Source organism: Streptomyces sp. NPDC048479, assembly GCF_040651435.1.
In the GTDB taxonomy this organism is placed as follows: Bacteria; Actinomycetota; Actinomycetes; order Streptomycetales; family Streptomycetaceae; genus Streptomyces.
Window position 1 is genome coordinate 375,644 of sequence record NZ_JBEZKA010000004.1, and the last position, 16,539, is coordinate 392,182.

At 66.5% G+C, this 16,539-nt stretch carries 13 protein-coding genes; 10 read left to right on the top strand and 3 right to left on the bottom strand.

Features of this window, described 5'->3' with window-relative positions:
* The first annotated feature begins 245 nt into the window (after nucleotides 1-245).
* From AB0D12_RS09325 to AB0D12_RS09335, 3 genes are all read left to right on the top strand, one after another.
* The gene (locus AB0D12_RS09325) at nucleotides 246-8,876 is read left to right on the top strand and encodes a DNRLRE domain-containing protein (RefSeq protein ID WP_362678830.1); all 8,631 of its coding nucleotides are present in this window, start codon (nucleotides 246-248) and stop codon (nucleotides 8,874-8,876) included.
* Between the two features lie 88 nt (nucleotides 8,877-8,964).
* The gene (locus AB0D12_RS09330; RefSeq protein WP_362678651.1) at nucleotides 8,965-9,429 is read left to right on the top strand and encodes a hypothetical protein; all 465 of its coding nucleotides are present in this window, start codon (nucleotides 8,965-8,967) and stop codon (nucleotides 9,427-9,429) included.
* 256 nt (nucleotides 9,430-9,685) lie between these two features.
* On the top strand, nucleotides 9,686-9,967 hold the full coding sequence (locus AB0D12_RS09335; RefSeq protein ID WP_362678654.1) for a hypothetical protein: 282 nt from the start codon (nucleotides 9,686-9,688) through the stop codon (nucleotides 9,965-9,967).
* Nucleotides 9,968-10,093: 126 nt separating this feature from the next.
* On the opposite strand, the gene AB0D12_RS09340 is transcribed toward AB0D12_RS09335, so the two are convergent.
* Nucleotides 10,094-10,390, bottom strand: coding sequence for a DUF397 domain-containing protein (locus tag AB0D12_RS09340; RefSeq protein ID WP_362678657.1), 297 nt, complete (start codon nucleotides 10,388-10,390; stop codon nucleotides 10,094-10,096).
* Entirely contained in the window at nucleotides 10,371-11,225 is an 855-nt protein-coding gene (locus AB0D12_RS09345; protein WP_362678660.1) for a helix-turn-helix transcriptional regulator, read from the bottom strand. Before AB0D12_RS09345 ends, AB0D12_RS09340 begins: the two co-directional genes overlap by 20 nt.
* 196 nt (nucleotides 11,226-11,421) lie before the next feature.
* Here AB0D12_RS09345 and AB0D12_RS09350 point away from each other — a divergent pair, with 196 nt between their 5' ends.
* From AB0D12_RS09350 to AB0D12_RS09360, 3 genes are read left to right on the top strand one after another with little or no spacing between them, the layout of a single operon-like run.
* Nucleotides 11,422-11,625 carry a hypothetical protein gene (locus tag AB0D12_RS09350; protein ID WP_362678662.1) on the top strand — a complete coding sequence of 68 codons (204 nt, stop codon included), beginning with the start codon at nucleotides 11,422-11,424 and terminating at the stop codon, nucleotides 11,623-11,625.
* Nucleotides 11,625-12,035 (top strand): ATP-binding protein, encoded by a 411-nt coding sequence (locus AB0D12_RS09355; protein ID WP_362678665.1) that lies wholly within the window; start codon nucleotides 11,625-11,627, stop codon nucleotides 12,033-12,035. The genes AB0D12_RS09350 and AB0D12_RS09355 overlap by 1 nt, the downstream gene beginning before the upstream one ends.
* Nucleotides 12,036-12,084: 49 nt before the next feature.
* On the top strand, nucleotides 12,085-12,957 hold the full coding sequence (locus tag AB0D12_RS09360) for a hypothetical protein (RefSeq protein WP_362678668.1): 873 nt from the start codon (nucleotides 12,085-12,087) through the stop codon (nucleotides 12,955-12,957).
* A gap of 455 nt (nucleotides 12,958-13,412) precedes the next feature.
* Here AB0D12_RS09360 and AB0D12_RS09365 read toward each other — a convergent pair whose 3' ends face one another.
* Nucleotides 13,413-13,685: a hypothetical protein gene (locus AB0D12_RS09365; protein WP_362678671.1), complete on the bottom strand. Its 273-nt coding sequence runs from the start codon at nucleotides 13,683-13,685 to the stop codon at nucleotides 13,413-13,415.
* 76 nt (nucleotides 13,686-13,761) lie between these two features.
* On the opposite strand from AB0D12_RS09365, the gene AB0D12_RS09370 reads away from it, so the two are divergent.
* The 4 genes from AB0D12_RS09370 to AB0D12_RS09385 all read left to right on the top strand — a co-directional run bounded on the left by AB0D12_RS09370 (nucleotide 13,762) and on the right by AB0D12_RS09385 (nucleotide 16,469).
* Nucleotides 13,762-14,328 (top strand): L,D-transpeptidase family protein, encoded by a 567-nt coding sequence (locus AB0D12_RS09370; protein ID WP_362678674.1) that lies wholly within the window; start codon nucleotides 13,762-13,764, stop codon nucleotides 14,326-14,328.
* Between the two features lie 296 nt (nucleotides 14,329-14,624).
* A complete protein-coding gene (locus AB0D12_RS09375) occupies nucleotides 14,625-15,077 on the top strand; it encodes a hypothetical protein (RefSeq protein WP_362678677.1) in 453 nt (150 codons plus the stop codon).
* Between the two features lie 69 nt (nucleotides 15,078-15,146).
* Nucleotides 15,147-15,707: an RNA polymerase sigma factor gene (locus tag AB0D12_RS09380; RefSeq protein ID WP_362678680.1), complete on the top strand. Its 561-nt coding sequence runs from the start codon at nucleotides 15,147-15,149 to the stop codon at nucleotides 15,705-15,707.
* Nucleotides 15,708-15,710: 3 nt separating this feature from the next.
* Nucleotides 15,711-16,469 carry a hypothetical protein gene (locus AB0D12_RS09385; RefSeq protein WP_362678683.1) on the top strand — a complete coding sequence of 253 codons (759 nt, stop codon included), beginning with the start codon at nucleotides 15,711-15,713 and terminating at the stop codon, nucleotides 16,467-16,469.
* Nucleotides 16,470-16,539: the final 70 nt, after the last annotated feature.

Genomic DNA, 16,539 nt, shown 5'->3' on the forward strand with positions numbered 1-16,539 from the left:
TACACGACGCGATCCGCCTGGCGCGAGCGAGCGGAAGAAACGGGCGAATCGGCACTCTCTTCGAGGGCCAACTGTCCCTAATGTCCTAGGGGTTGACGGGGCATCACTCGGGACATTAGAAATCACGCCGCCACAGCCGTGAACTGCCAGTTCGCAGTCGTGGAGCAATGAGTCACGCCGGCCGGAAACCTCCAGGCCGGCTCATTCGGCGTGCCTATTTCGCATGCGGCGAATTGGCATCGCCTATGTGGAAGGGCATTGAGGTGAAAGTTCCATACGGGAGATATATCTCCTGTCTAGTCGTTTCGGCGGTGGCGGGAACGCTGCTGCCGCAGGTCGCGTATGCGGCGCCACCGTCGGCGGCGCACAACGACGACAAGGGGGTTGTCGACACCGTCAAGGGCTGGTTCTCGGACGACGACGACAAGGAGTCGGCCAAGCCGCCCGTCGGCGGAAAACTGGAGATACCCAGCCGCGAGAAGCTGCCGAAGGGCAAGAAGCTTCCGAAGCCCAAGCGGGTCAAGGAGCTGACGAACCGCCGTACGCCGCAGGCGCGGTTCTGGCAGCTGTCGGACGGCCGGGTCGAGGCGGAGCTGGCGGCTGTGCCGGTCTCCTACAAGTCCGGGAAGTCCTGGAAGCCGATCGACACGGCGCTGAGGCCGACGGCGGAAAAGGGCTTCGACTTCGCCAACACGGCGAACACGGGACAGAGCTGGTTCGGCTCCGACGCCGAGAAGCTGCTGCGTTTCGGGGCGCCGAACGGCCGCTCGGTCACGATGGGCCTGAAGGGTGCCGGCAAGTCGCTGAAGCCGCAGGCCAAGGGCGAGACCGTCACGTACAAGGACGCTGTTGGCGGCGCGGATCTGCAGTACAAGGTGGGCCGGGGACAGGTCAAGGAGAACATTGTCCTGGACGCGGCTCCGGCCGGCCCGGTGTCGTACACCTTCACGCTGAACACCGGTGGCCTGACGCCGAAGGCCCGCAAGGACGGTTCGGTCGCGCTGTTCGGTGAGCTCCCGAACACTCCGGTGATGGTGATTCCGGCGCCGTACATGACGGACGCCCAAAAGGACGCGCTGTCGCCGACCGGTGGTACGTACTCCACCAAGGTCAGCCAGAAGCTCAGCCGCGACGGCAAGAACTGGAAGCTGACGGTCACGCCGGACACCAAGTGGCTGGCGGCGAAGGAGCGTCAGTACCCGGTGGTGATCGACCCGACGATCACCATCGCGCCGTCGCCGACGGACTCGCAGGACACGATGGTCCTGTCCGACCAGCCGTCGGTGAACTTCAACACCACGTGGAAGCTCGCGGCCGGCAAGACGGACACGGGCATCGCCCGCTCGCTGATTCAGTTCCCGCTGAGCGAGATACCGGCGGGCGTGAAGGTCGATGCCGCGCGGTTGGGGATGTACTACGACCAGTCGCACACCACCAACGGCAAAGCCGTGACCATCGAGGCGCACCGGGCGACGGGTTCGTGGACCGAGTCGGGCGCGAACTGGTCCAACACCAGTGCGCTGGTGGGTGAGCTGTCCGGCACCACCGTCCAGCAGGACGACGGGGACACCGGTACGGCGGCGGTCGGCGAGTGGCCGGGAGGCACCACCACCGGTGGCGCCGCGACCAACGACGACTTCGCCTACAACAAGAACGCGCTGACGGGCGAGAAGTACACCTGGCAGCCGCAGGTCCCCGAGACCGACTCCTACCGGGTGGATGTGCACTACCCGGCGGCGTCGGACGCGGCCACGGCCGCCCCGTACACCGTGAACTACAGCGGCGGCACGAAGAACTACACGGTCAACCAGACTGGGACCGGCGGGGTCTGGAAGACCCTGGACACCGCCGAGTACAACTTCGACAAGGGCAACGCGGGCAAGGTCGTGCTGGGTGACACCGGCAGTTCGACCACGCGCACCCTGGCGGACTCGGTCCGGCTGGTGAACCCGGCCCAGATCGTGAAGCCCATCGGCGAGTACAACCTGTGGCACAACTTCCCGGTCACCGACACCGTCCAGAAGTGGGTGTCCGGTACCGCCACGAACTACGGGTTCGTGCTGAAGGCCACCGATGAGTCGGGCGACGCGACGACGGGCGGTCCGCTCGGCGGCCCGCGTTACGAGGCGGGCGACGCCAACACCTACGGCGGCGAGACCTCGACCATTCCGCGCCTGACCGTCACCTACGGCAAGGTCGGCACCGCGCTCGACTCGCCGACCGTGGTGCACGGCACGGGACCCGAGCTGTCCTGGCCCGCGTACGTCAACACAAGCGGCGCGGCGAACGACGCGATCGTCGAATACCAGCTGCACCGCTCCACGCAGCAGGTCTTCACGCCGTCCGCCGCGACCCTGATCGCCCCGATCGCGTCCACGGCGACGACGTACACGGACACCACCGCGGTGCCGACCCCGGACTCCAGTTCGTCGGAGATCGGGAAGTCGTACTTCTACCAGCTGGCGGTCAAGACCAAGGGCGGTGAGCTGCTCGGGTCTCCGACCCGGGTGGTGGGTATCCCCAAGGCCGGCCGGACGATGAAGATCATCCAGAGCGGTCAGACGGACACCACGCTGTCCTCGCAGCAGCCGACCACCAACCAGGACGCTATCAAGTCCTTCAACGTCGGCCAGACCTGGCTGAGCGTCGGCAACAACTCCACCACATACGGCAAGACGCGCGCCGTGCTGAAGTTCCCCACCACGGACATCCCCACCACCGCGACGGTGTTGGAGAACAAGATGTACATGTGGGGAGCGGAGACCACCAGCACCACCAACGGTGCGATCTACGAACTCCACGCGCTGACCCGGGACTTCACCGAGACTCAGGCCACCTGGAACAACGCCACCACCACCACCGCGTGGACCACGCCGGGCGGCGACATGTCCGCCACCGTCTCGGACACCGTCCCGCAGATCACCGACGAGGTCGGGCGCCACTGGTGGGACGCCACCGGCCTGATGCAGTCCTGGGTCAAGACACCCACGGGCAACAAGGGCGTGGCCGTCAAGCTGAAGGACGAGACCACCACCGGTCCGCAGGAGCGCACGCTGTTCCTGTCGTCGGAGGCCTCCGACCCACAGCTGCGCCCGTACATGCAGGTCATCTACGTCGACTCGACGACCGAGGACACGTACTACGCGCCGCAGACGCCGGCCCGGATGACCCCGAACTCCACCTACACGGTGGACTTCACGGTCACGAACACGACCGCTTCGGCGTGGGCGGCCGGTGAGCGGCAGCTGTCGTACACCTGGAAGCTGCCCGACGGCACGGACATGACCAACGGCGGCAACCAGCTGTCGACGGCCATTCCGGCGCTGTTGCCGGGCAAGTCCGCGACCATCCAGGCGCAGGTCAAGACCCCCATCAACTCGGACAACGGCTCCAAGCGCACCGAGTACGTGCTGGGCTGGGACGTCCGCAAGATCTCGGACGGCAGCTGGCTGTCGGCCGGGACGGGCGCCATTCCGTCGCTGAAGCAGAACGTGGCGGTGGAGGACCCGACCTCGAACTCGCTGGGCCTGGAGAAGTTCTACACGTACACCGGCCAGAACACCGGCGCCGGCTCGACGATGATGAACAACCTGGCGTCCGGCAACAACGTCTGGTCGTACAACGCCTTCAACAACCCGGGCCGAGGGGTGAACACCTTCGCCCGGTTCTCGTACAACTCGCTCGACACCACCGACACGGTGCTTGGTGCGGGATGGTCCGGGCAGGCTTCCGGTCCGATCCGGCTCGGCGCGCCGCTGGACTTCCACCCCAACCCGAACCCGACCGAGATCAAGCTTCCGGACGGCGACGGCACCACGCACATCTTCCGTTGGGACAGCGCCAACTCGGTGTGGAAGGCCCCGGCCGGTGTCCACTACAAGCTGGCCGCCAAGGCGGGCCTGGACTGCAAGCCCTCGAAGGACCCGGTCCCCGACGCCTGGACGATGACCCGTCCGGACGGCACCCGCTTCCTGTACGGCTGTGACGGCTACCTCACGTCGATCGTCGACCAGAACGGCAACACGCAGACGTTCACGTACGAGGAGCGCAAGTCCAACAACAAGCCGACCAAGTTCCTCAAGTACATCACTGACCCTGCCGGCCGTCAGTCGCTGACCGTCACCTACTACAACAAGGGTGACGCGTCCTACGACTACATCGACGCCACTGGCGCCAAGGTCACCGGCATCAATCTCACCAACTCCAAGATCTACGACCATGTGAAGTCCATGACGGACATCTCGGGCCGCAAGATCTCCTTCTACTACACCGACAAGGGCCTGTTGGGGCAGTTCGCCGACGGCGACGGTTCGTCCCAGCCCAAGGTGTTCAAGTTCACCTACGACGCCACGCAGGGGAACAAGAACGTCAAGCTGGTCAAGGTCACCGACCCGCGCGGTAACGCCACCAACGTGGCGTACTACGCGCCGCAGACCGGTGACGACCCGAAGTACCACTGGTGGACCAAGACGATCACCGACCGTCTTCAGGGCTCCACGGGCTTCGCCTACGCGGCCGACGCCGGCAACGCCGAGTTCACCGATACCACGGTCACCGATGCCGAGAACCACGCGTCGACCTATGTGACGGACGACTTCGCCCGCCCGGTCCAGGTGACCAACGCCAAGTCGCAGAAGACCAAGCTGTCGTGGGACGCGGACAACAACGTCACCTACCTCGAAGAGGCCAACGGCGCCAAGACCGCATATTGCTACGACCAGAAGACCGGCTACCCGCTCTGGCAGCGTGACGCGGAGAACAACAAGTCCGGCGTCCCGCCGTCGTCGGACTGCGCCCCGGGCACCTACCCGGCCAACGCGGCCAAGTACGAGTACCAGACCCGGCTGGACGGCTACTCCGCCGACCTGTTCAAGAAGACGTCCCCCGAGGGCCGTACCTGGCAGTTCGGTTATGACAGCTTCGGCAATCTGAAGACGGTCACCGACCCCAAGGGTGTTGCCACCCCCACGGCGGGCGACTACACAACCGCCTACGAGTACGACGGGTACGGCGAGCTCACCAAGGCGACCGACGCCAACGGCAACCCGACGACCAACAGCAACTTCGGTCCCACCGGCTACCCGGCGTCGATCACCGACGCGCTGAACAAGGCAACCGCGTACGTCTATGACGAGCGCGGACAGGTCACCCAGGTCACCGACGCGCTGGGCAAGAAGACCACGCAGACGTACGACACGTTCGGCCGTCCGCTGGTCAAGAGCGTGCCGAAGGATCAGAACGCCGGTGTGCTCATCACCACCCCGGCCCCGGTCTACGACGCCAATGACAACGTCAACCAGTCCAGTGCGACCAATGGCGCCGTGTACACGGCGGAGTACGACGCGGCCGACCGGGTCACGTCAACGAACGACCCGAAGGACACCACGTCGTCCGACGAGCGGAAGACGCTCTACACGTACGACAGGGTCGGCAACGTCACCGCGACCACGGAGCCGAAGGGCACGCTGACCACAGCGAACGCCAACGACTTCAAGACCAGCAACTACTACGACGAGATCTACCAGCTGACGTCGGTCGTCGACGCCGCCGGTGACAAGCTCTCGTACGCCTACGACAACGTCGGCAATGTCACGACGGTCGCCGACCCCAAGAAGAACGCGACTGCTGACACCACCGACTTCACCACCAAGACCGACTACGACCTGAACCACCGGCCGACGGTCGTCACCGACGCCGCGGGCAAGACCACCAAGAAGTCCTACGACAAGGACTCGCTGGTCGTCTCGACCACGGACCCGGAGAACAACACCACGCTCATCACCTATGACGAGCGTGGCAAGAAGATCCAGGCCAAGGTTCCGCACGACGGAACCTCGACCATCACCTACCGGACGAAGAAGTACGAGTACGACCAGGTCGGCAACACGACCAAGGTCATCACTCCTCGAGGCGTGGACTCGGCCGCGGCCGACGACTTCACCTCGGAGACGACGTACGACGCACTGAACCGTCCGGCAAAGGAATACCTGCCGTACGACCCGGCGGACGCCCGCCACAACAAGAAGGTCTACAGCGAGACGACGTACGACGAGGTCGGCCGCGCCGCCAAGTCGTCGCTGCCGCCGTCGGAGGGCCAGTCGGTCCGCAACGACACCACGTACTCGTACTTCGACAACGGCTGGACCAAGTCGTCGACGGACCCGTGGGACATCGTCACGACGTACGACTACGACGCGCTTGGCAAGCAGACTGCCCGCACGCTCACTTCGGCCGGCGGTTCGTCCAGCCACACCATGAGCTGGACGTACTTCCCGGACGGGAAGCTCAAGTCCAAGGCGGACGACGGCGTTCCTGTTGGCAGCGCGGTCGCGCTGGTCGACAACTCCGACAGCCAGAACACGTCCGCCACCGGCACCTGGACCAAGGGAAGCGTCACCGGGCAGCAGGGCTACGACCACCAGGTCCACGCCTCAGGCACCGGAACCGATGCCTTCACCTGGACCCTGAACATCCCCAAGGACGGCACCTACGCCGCGTATGTGAAGTTCCCGCAGGTGACGGGCGCGGCTACGGCCGCGAAGTACACGGTCACCGACTCCGTCGGTGCGACTACCGACAAGACGCTCGACCAGAACGCCAACACGGGTAGCTGGGTCTCACTGGGTTCGTACAGCCTCAAGCAGGGCAATGCCGCCAAGCTGCAGCTGTTCCAGAACGGCGCAGGTGCGGTCGTCGCCGATGGTGTGAAGCTGGTCCGCGACAACTCCGGCGACAGCGACACGGAGAAGCACAACTTCGCCTACGCCTACGACGCCAACGGCAACTTGACCTCGATCGGCGACACGTCGGCCGGAGCCAAGATCGACGCGTACACAGTCGCCTATACCGGTCTCAACGAGGTCGCCAAGGTCACCGAGGCGCTGGCGGGCCAGGACAAGGAGACCACCTCTTACACCTACGACGCCAACAGCCAGCCGGACACTGTCACCCACCCCGATCAGTACTCCAAGTACACCTACGACATTCGGGAGTTGACCAAGTCCGTCTCGGTGGGCAAGTCGGCCACCGACGCCTCGCCCAAGGTCACCGGCTTCACCTACACCGACCGCAGCCAGAAGCTCAAAGAGACCAAGGGCAACGGCAACACGGTCGACTACACCTACTTGCTCGACGGTGCGCTGAAGAGCACCACCGAGAAGAAGGCCACCGGCACCCTCGTCGCGTCGCACACCTACGCCTATGACGCCAACGGCAACAAGGCGCAGGATGTTGCGAAGAAGATGAACGCCGACAACCACTCGGCGTATCTCGACTCCACCACCGACTACACCTACGACCCGGTCGACCGGCTCGCCAAGGCAGTCAAGTCGGGCAATGGCGCGGGCACTGAGTCCTACGTCCACGACGACAACGCCAACGTCATCAGCCAGACGGTCAGGGGCACGCCCACGACGTTCACCTACGACCGCAACCGGCTCCAGTCCGCGTCCACATCGGGCGCTTCCATCAGTTACAACTACGACCCGTTCGGGCGGCTGGACACGGCCACCTCCGGAACCTCCGTGGTCGAGCGCAACGTCTACGACGGCTTCGACCATGTGGTGGAGCACACCGCCCTCAACAGCACAACGAAGTACACCTTCGACCCGCTGGACCGCACCCAGTCGATGGCCGTCGGTGGCAAGACCACCGACTACACCTACCTGGGCCTGGGCAATGAGGTGCTGGCCGAGGAGGTCGCAGGCCAGCTGACCAAGTCGTACCAGTACAGCCCGTGGGGTCAGCGTCTCTCCCAGATCACGCACAACGGTGACGGGACGGAGGAGGACGGCTACTACGGCTACGACAGTCACAGTGATGTCGAGACGGTGACCACCAAGGACGGTGACACCAAGGCCACATACGGCTACACCGCCTACGGCAGCGACGACGACTCCGAGTTCACGGGTGTCGACAAGCCCGACCCGGCCGACCCGACAAAGGAGGCGTACAACCCCTACCGCTTCAACGCCAAGCGCTGGGACGCCAACTCCGGCACGTACGACATGGGCTTCCGGGACTACGCCCCGGGGCTCAACCGCTTCACCACTCGGGACATGTACAACGGCGCCCTCGCCGACATGAACCTCAGCAGTGATGCGCTCACCGGCAACCGGTATGCCTTCGCAGGCGGCAATCCCATCAGCCGGATCGAGCTCGACGGGCACGGCTGGTGCGACTGGTGCTCCGACGCGATGGACTCCACGGGCGACTGGCTGTCGGAGAACGCGGACACCATCGGTGACATCGGCGGTGACCTGGGGTCGATGCTGCTCGGAGCCGGCGGCATGTTCGGTGGCGGGGCCGCGATGGTCCTGGGCGGTGCCGAGTGCATCGCGCTGGGCATCGAGACCCTCGGCCTCGGATGTGTGCTCGGCGGTGCGACGGCGGTCGCGGGCTTCGGCCTGATGGCCGAGTCGGCCATGGCCTTCGCGAACAGCGCGGGTGACCTGGGCAAGGACCTCGGGAACCTGCGCAGCACCGAGGAGGGGGCGAGCTCCGGCTCGGCGAAGGACCCCGGGGCGCAGAATCCCGATGTCACCTGGAAGACCGAAGAATACGACGGATGGCAGCACACCATGGACCGTCACCGCATTGGCGGTAAGGAATACGACGCCGAAGAAAAGGGTGCGTTCATCGGCAAGGAAAGGAAGATCAAGCAGTGGATTCAGGACGTCGTCAAGAATAATCCGGCGAAGCCTAATACGGGCGGCAGGGACGGATACATCTATGAGGGCCGGGTGAATGCCGGGGCCGACGGTGTAGGAATTCTCGGCAACGAGCAAAGCAAGGGTCTGGGGACCAACAGGGCATACGGAATCAGGGTAATTCTCAACCCTGATGGAAGTCTGAGGACTGCCCACCCGATTCCGTGATAGCGTAGCGTCCGCCCACGCCGGACGGAATTCATATTCTGTCCGGCGTGGGCGGCGCTTTCCGTGAATCAATTGGAGAGAAATGTTTGTGGTTGAGTTCGGCCGGGACTCTATGCGGGACCTGTCCGCGGCGCAGATCGCCAAGGTGGGGACCACCAGCGAGATGAACCTGCGCTACGGCTATTTCGAGACGGACATCAACTTCGCCGTTCAGGGCAGGGACCCCCAGGTGTTCAGGCGGATCCCCCTGGTCGACTTCATGTTCTGCCTGCTGCTCTCGGCCCGAGAAATCCGCCAGGGCGAATCCGGCAGTATCAGCTTCACCGAAAATGACAGGGTGCTCGGATTCACGCCGGGCGCTCCCGATTCGACCGAATTGGTTGTCACCAATTCCTGGGACTCCCAGGTGGGCAACTGCGAGGCGAGCGAATTCCTGGCTGCCGCTTCCCGGTTCGTCGACGAGGGCCTCGAATTCATCGTGCAGCAGTACCCGCTGTTCGCGAACAACCCAACGTACCGAAAGCTGACGGACCTCCGGGCCGAATTGGCCTGACGTGCGAGGTCTCAAGGAGTACAGGAAGCTTGAGGGGCGTAGCTGATCTCTGAGGAAGCCTGGTTGTCCGGTGACGCCGAAGCGCATGGCGATCGTGGTTTTGGGGGCGCGCCGGAGGCTGGCACGCCCCCAAGCCTGAATCCCCGATCGGAATGTGAAAACTGTGTGGGTCGAGCGAATTACTGCGGTCACGGGCTGGGGACCTCTGAATTTGTCTTGCTCAGGTCCGTGCGGGGGGGACCCCGACAATCGGCGGATGTTCGAACCGTTCGGGATCCTCGGAGCGAATGACGAGAGCAAGGGCAAGGGCCTTGTGCAGTGGGGTTACTCCTTCACCGAGGAGGAGTACTACTGGCTGGCCGACACGTCGCAGGATCCGTCGACGTGGCCCGTGGTGGCGCGAGTGGATCCGCTGGAGCCTTTCCAGCGTTTCGACATGACCGCCTCGGAATTTGTTTACCGTGTGCTCACGGAAGCCGAGTTCTCCGCATTCAGTGTCGCGGCGACGATCGAGACGCCCTATTACCGGACCTTCTGAGCCGCCGGGCATCTACTGAACCGGACTCCGATGCGACGGCCCGCCAGGTCGAACTGGCGGGCCGTTTGCATGTCCGGGGCGGGGCGTCAGGCACACCGCTCCTTCTGGTCTGGGCAGCCGCCGGGCTCACGGAGCCGACGCCCGGACCTCCTTGAGGGACGTGACGAAGGACGTCCAGGCGGGGGCCGGGACCGTGAGGACCGGGCCGTGGGGGAGCTTGGAATCGCGGACGGGGACGATGCCCCTGTGGGCGTCGCAGACCTCGACGCAGTCGCCGCCGTCGCCGTTGCTGTAGCTGCTCTTGCGCCAGCTGGCCGCGCCGGGGAACGCTTCGGCGACCTCGACGCAGTTCCCCCCGCTGCCGTTGCTGTAGCTGCTCTTGCGCCAGACGGCCGTTCTCAAGTCAATGTCTTTGCTTGCCATTTCGGTCATCCTCAGCCGCTTCCTCGATCATGGCGAGGGACGCCTCAGGTGGCAGCGCGGCGGCCCTGAGCCAATCGTACGACCGGCGGTACTCCTTCACGAGGGCCGGATCGTCGATGGTGTCGCCGGTGTGCAGCGCCTCCGTGTAGACCAGGGGCGGGGCATCCGGGAAGGTCATGATCATGACTGTACCGAGCATGAATGGATGCGGTCCGCAGTTCCACGGAAGGATCTGTGGAAGGATCCGGCGGCTTCGCGCCAACGCCGTGATGTGCTCAAGCTGTTCGGCCATGGCCCCCGGCGGGAGGATCGGCTGGCGCAGCAGCGACTCGGGCAGGATCACCCAATACATCGGGGTCTTGTGGTCGTCCTCGAAGAGCCGGGCCCGCGCCATGCGGGCGCTGGCCTTCTCCTCCACCTCGTCGTCGGGCGCCAGCGGGTGCGTCGCCCGTACGACCGCCCGCGCGTACGCGTCCGTCTGCAACAGGCCCGGAATCAGGGTCGGACACCACTCCTCGATGGTCTCCGCGTGCTTCTCCGCCTCCAGCACGCGCTCGAAGTAGCTTGCGTGGCCTCGTCTCTTCGCTTTCCGTACGTCGTCACAGCGGCGCTTGAAGAAGCCGTCCGTGCCGAGAGCCTTGTCCACGTGCTCGGCCAGTTCCGCCGGCATGCGGCGCGCGCCGCGTTCGATCTCGCTGAGGTGGCTGGGGCCGTAGAAACTGCCCTCGACCAGTTGCTGGAGGGTGAGCCCGGCCTCCTCCCGCTTCCAGCGCAGTTCCTTGCCGTAGAAGGTGGGGACGCTTGCCGATCCGTCGATGTCCTTGCGCTGCCCCATCGTTCACCGCTCCTGGTGCCGTTACCGCCCGTTTCCCGGCGTGTCCGGCCGAGTCCCGGCGATTCCCGTGCCCGTACCAACTCCACGTCGCGTACGTGCAGTTCAGAGCCGGGAGCCCGAACCTCTTTCACGGTACGCGGCGCCGCGTCAGGGTGTGAGCAGTTCGTCACAGAGCGCACTGGAAGGTGTGACCCCCATGCACGACCACCCTGAGGTACAGGACTGCGCCGAGGAGCTGCGGGCCGCCCTCGCCTCCCACGGCATCACGCTGCCGTCCCTCGGCATCGACATGCCGACCTTCGCCGCCAGCTACCGCACCCCGCCCCTCATCGTCCTGGGCAACTGCAACCTGGCCACCGCGCGCGCCCTGGTCGCCGCCCTGCGCAAGGGAGTTGCGTGATGCGACCAGCGCTCACCCTGGAACTTCTCGCCACTCCGAAGGACGTGCCCGAGGTCCGCCGGGCCCTACGTGCGTACATGGGCGGGCCCTGCGCCGATCTCCAGCTGTGCGCCAGCGAGCTGATCACGAACGTCGTCCGCCATCTCGGGGAGGGCGTTCCCTTGACCGTTCGCGTGGCCTGTGGGCAGGGCCGTACGCGACTGGAGGTCACCGACCCCGACCCCCGGGCCCTGCCCGTCCTGTGCGAGGCCGCAGACGATGACGAGACCGGCCGCGGCCTCGCCCTGCTCGACGCTCTGACCCTGCGGTGGGGTGTGGAACAGGGCCCCCGCAGCAAGACCGTGTGGTGCGAGATGCAGAGCATTCATGCCGGTTCGCGAGGAATGGTCGTCGGCGTGATCGGAGGCTGATCGCTGCTGTACAGTCCGCGCGCCCCGCCGTGACGTAAGGAAGAGATCCATGCGAAGTCGTTTCAGGTGCGCTGCACTGGTTCTCCCGCTCGCCCTCTCGCTGGCCGCCTGCGGCGCGGCGGAGGAGGACGGGCCGGTGGAGCCCGCCGCGGCCGAGAGCCCAGAGGCGACGCCGTCCTCCGAGGCGCCCGCGGCACCCGAGTCCCCGGAGGACTTCCTCGACCTCGCCGAGAAGGCGATGGCGGCGGAAGGCGCCTGGACGTTCTCCGTAAAGGGACAGGAAGGACTGACGCTCCAGGGCCGGAAGAGCGCCGCGACCTACCGGGCCACGGTCCGGCGCGGCATGGAGCCGGAGGTGCTGCACTCGCAGGGCGTCAGCACCAGCAGTAAGGGGACCACGAAGAACGAGGAGATCTACGTCCTCGACGACATGGTGCACCTCAAGGAGGGCAGCGCGCCTTGGAAGGCCGCGGCCACCTCCGACCCCGAGATGCAGAACAAGGTCGAGGACCCGGTCGCGGTCATCGAGGAGTTCCGGGACTACGCGCAGGCCGCCGGTGACGACATGACGCTGACCCAGGCGGACGGCACGATCCGGCTCCGTGTCGGCAGCGACAAGCAGAAGCTGACCGCCGTCCGTGATCGGGCCTGGGTGAAGAAGGCGCTTCGGGAGTTCGACCCCACCGCCGAGCAGCTCCGGGACGCCGGAATCCCGGTGAATGACGCTCAGTTGACGCTCTCCGGTCTGGAGGAGGTGCTGGTCCTGGACGCCAAGTCGTACCGGATCAAGAGCCACCGGTTCGAGTTCGGCTTCCTCGTCCCGTACGCCGGTGGCCAGGACATCACGTTCGAGCAGGACGTACGGCAGGAGAACCAGGGCACGTTCGACGGAAAGATCGAGCTTCCCGCGGGCGTGCGGTGACCTCCGCAGTCACCGCCAGCGCCGATGTACCCCTGGAGCACACAGCCATGGAGATCGTTCCCCTCACGGGCATGTCCGGTGTCTCCTTCGGACAGTGGCGCGCCTGAGGTGCCGAGACCGTGAGGTGCCGGGGCACTGTGGAACGGATGAATTCATTGCGGCTGTATCCCCGTTCACAGCCCACGGCTTGGGGTTCATCGCCGGTACATACCCGGCCTTCTGTAGTAGCCCAATGTTTCAGAAGCTGACTCTCTTCAGGTCCGATTTGGCCTGAGCAACCACGGCTGGCCCCGACCATTCGTGATCGGCCGTCAGCTTCGGTGTATCTCGACCCCGGCGCCTAGGGATTCGTCCGAAAGGTCCGTCGGCTCGCATCTCGGCGTCGGCCTGATATAGAACCGGCCCACTTCGCCGTGCCGACCTCGGCCGTCGCGATTTCCCCATCAACCGAAGGGTTACTTCGTGCTGCCCTCGTCCCGTAACTTCGCCGCACTGGCTGCCACCGGCGCGATATTCCTGGCGTCGGCATGCGGACACCAGGGCCAGGATGCCCCGGCCGCAGATGCCGCTGCAGCCACTGCCAAGAGCGTGACGTCGGACGTGCCCGGCTCGTCCGAATCCGCCAGCAGTTCCGCCTCCGCCTCGGTATCTGCTTCCCCCTCCGCCTCCGCCACCGCTTCCGCGACGCCGTCCGACAGCGCGAAGCCGGCGCCCAGCGGCTCACGCACTGCGGCGCCCGGCGGTGCGGGGAAGGCTCAGGCAGCCCCGTCAGCCCACGCCCCGAACTTCCCTGTGCCGGTCGACGTGGGCAACGCCACCCAGCTCATCACCGTGAAGGCCAGCGGCTCGTACGCCACGGTGACGGCCTGGTCCAAGGGGTCGTCCGGCTGGAAGTCCGTCATCTCCGACAGCGGCCGGGTCGGCTCGAACGGCGTTGTCGACGGCTCCACCCGCAGGCAGAGCACCTACACCACGCCCTCGGGCACCTACACCATCACCGAGGGCTTCGGCGTCGAGTCCAGCGGCACGAGCATGCCGTACACACGGGTCAACTCCAGCCACTGGTGGGTGGAAGACCCCGAGTCGAAGTTCTACAACCAGATGCACACCGAGGCCGGGGCCGACTTCCCGCTTACCGAGAGCGGCGAGCGGGGAAGTGAGCGCCTCATCAACTACCCGACCCAGTACGCCAAGGCTCTGGTCATCAACTTCAACCGCTGGCCGGCCACACCGGGCCGTGGCGCCGGGATCTTCCTGCATGTCAACGGCAAGGGGGCGACCGCGGGTTGCGTATCCGTGCCGCGCTCCACCATGGACCGGATCATGGGCTGGATCCAGCCCGGCGCGCACCCGCGCATCGCCATCGGTTGACCCGTCGGCCGAAGAAGCCCAATGTGTAAGTCCGAGCCAGGACTCGACCGTGTTCCAGTCGACGGGGACGGGTGCGGGGGCAGCGCCGGCCGGGGGTGGGCCGAACAGTTCCGCGAAGGCGGTGACGTACGAGGCTGGTGTCATGGGGGGCGAACCCTGGCACGTTGCGTGAATGACGTGGTGGTCGACGACGCCTGAGCTGTGCCGATGGTTGTACGAGTGGCTCGAAGTCGTCCGTGAGAACGAACACTTCCGCACTCCGTGATGATCTCCGCGCACCTGTCGCTTGGTCATACATGGATACGGACTTTGGAGTTCTGCCCAGCGCGGCCGACATGCGCGCGTACGTCGCCGGGGTCGTCGATCGGCTGACGGAGCGCAACCGGCTGCCGTTCGACTACTCCGTCGCCAGCCTGCGCCTCGTCGACTTCATGGTGGACGGGGTACGGCGCGGCCGTCCGGAGGTCGGGCAGGTCGCCGGGCTGCTCCAGGGGCTCGGGGCGTACACGGGAGAGGTGATCGTCCGGCGGGCCGGGGCGCGTTGGGCGGACTTCGGGCCGGAGCAGCGGGAGCTGTTCGGGCAGCCGGTGGGTGTCCGGATGCCCGATGGACGCGTGTGGAATCCGCTCGGCAAGGTCGTCAACCGCTTCGAGCTGGGCGGCCCGGAAGAGTCGGTGCAGCGCCTCTACCTCATGCTGCACGGGCGGGCACGCAGACCCGCCGACCCGAGGGCCGCCTGCGGACGGTGACGTTTCTCCGTCTCCGTACGCAGAGATGAAGGGGCATGTGCCGAAGTGCGTCGGTACGGAGAGGGAACTGTGGGGGCGTACGACGCGGAACTCGGGGCTGCCGTCGAGCGGGCACAGCAGGGTGACGAGGACGCCTTCGCGACCGCGTACCGGCTGGTGCAGCCGGGGCTGATCGGCTACGTCCGAGGGCTCGTTGGCGACGAAGCCGAGGACGTGGCCGCTGAGGCGTGGCTGGAGATCGCCCGTGACCTGAGCCGTTTCCGTGGCGACGGGGCGGGGTTCCGGGGCTGGACGGCGACGATTGCCCGGCACCGCGCCCTGGATCATCTGCGCAGGCGGAAGCGGCGTCCGCGCATCTCCTTACCGGAGCAGGATGTGCTGGAACTTCCGGACGGGCAGGACACGGCCGCCGCGGCCCTCGAAGCGCTCTCCACCGAGCGCGCCCTCGAGTTGATCGGCAGCTTGCCGCGCGAGCAGGCGGAAGCGGTACTTCTGCGGGTGGTCGTCGGGCTTGACGGGCCCACGGCCGCGCGGGTGCTGGGCAAGCGCCCCGGAGCCGTACGTACCGCGGCGTACCGGGGACTGAAAGGACTGGCGGAGCGACTGGCCAGGGCGTACGCCGAAGGATGAGGGATGAAACCCGAACGGGATGCCCCCCGCACACCCGAACTCGATGCGTTGCTTGGGGCGGCGCGCCGCCGCGGCGAGTTCGATCCGGCCGGCGAGGAGCGGGCGCTGCGGGCGTTCCGCCCGGCGCGTGACGAGGGCGGCGTGCGCGCGGCACCGGTGCGGTGGCGGCGCAGCCGGGACGACTGGCGGCCGGGCGGTCAGCGGCACTGGGCGCAGGCGCTCAAGGCGCTGGCGGCGGGTGTTGCCGCGGCGGCGGCGCTGGGCGGAGTGGCGGTCGCGGCCGGGGAGGGGGCGATCCCGTCGCCGTTCGGGGGTGTCGTGCAGCCGGAGCCGGTACGGACCGCGCCCACGGAACCTGGCGTCGAAGAGGGCGGGGCTGGTGGCGCGCGCGGGGAAGGAGCACCGCAGGGCCCGGTGCGGCCCACTCAGTCGTCCGCGGACGACGCTCCCCCCGGGCGGCCGGGCACCGCGCGGGACACAGCCGCGCACTGCCGCCAGTATCTGGCGGCTGTTTCGCGACCGGGAAAAACGCCCAGGGGCAAGCCCATGGCCGAACTGGAGGCAGCCGCCGGCGGCCCGGACGCCGTACGGGCCTACTGCGAGCGGCTGTCGGCGGATGAGATGAACGACACCTTGCCGAACCCTGCGGACGGGAAGCCCGCGAAGAGTGCGGAGAAGCCCGCGGACAAGCCGCAGAAGCCCGCGGACAAGCCGCAGAAGCCCGCGGGCAAGCCGCAGAAGCCGGGGAAACCGGGGAAGTAGGACGCCGGGGCCGCCGTTCCGGCGGCTCGGCCCGCCTGACAGTTGCTCGCGGACGTGGAAGGACGACCGG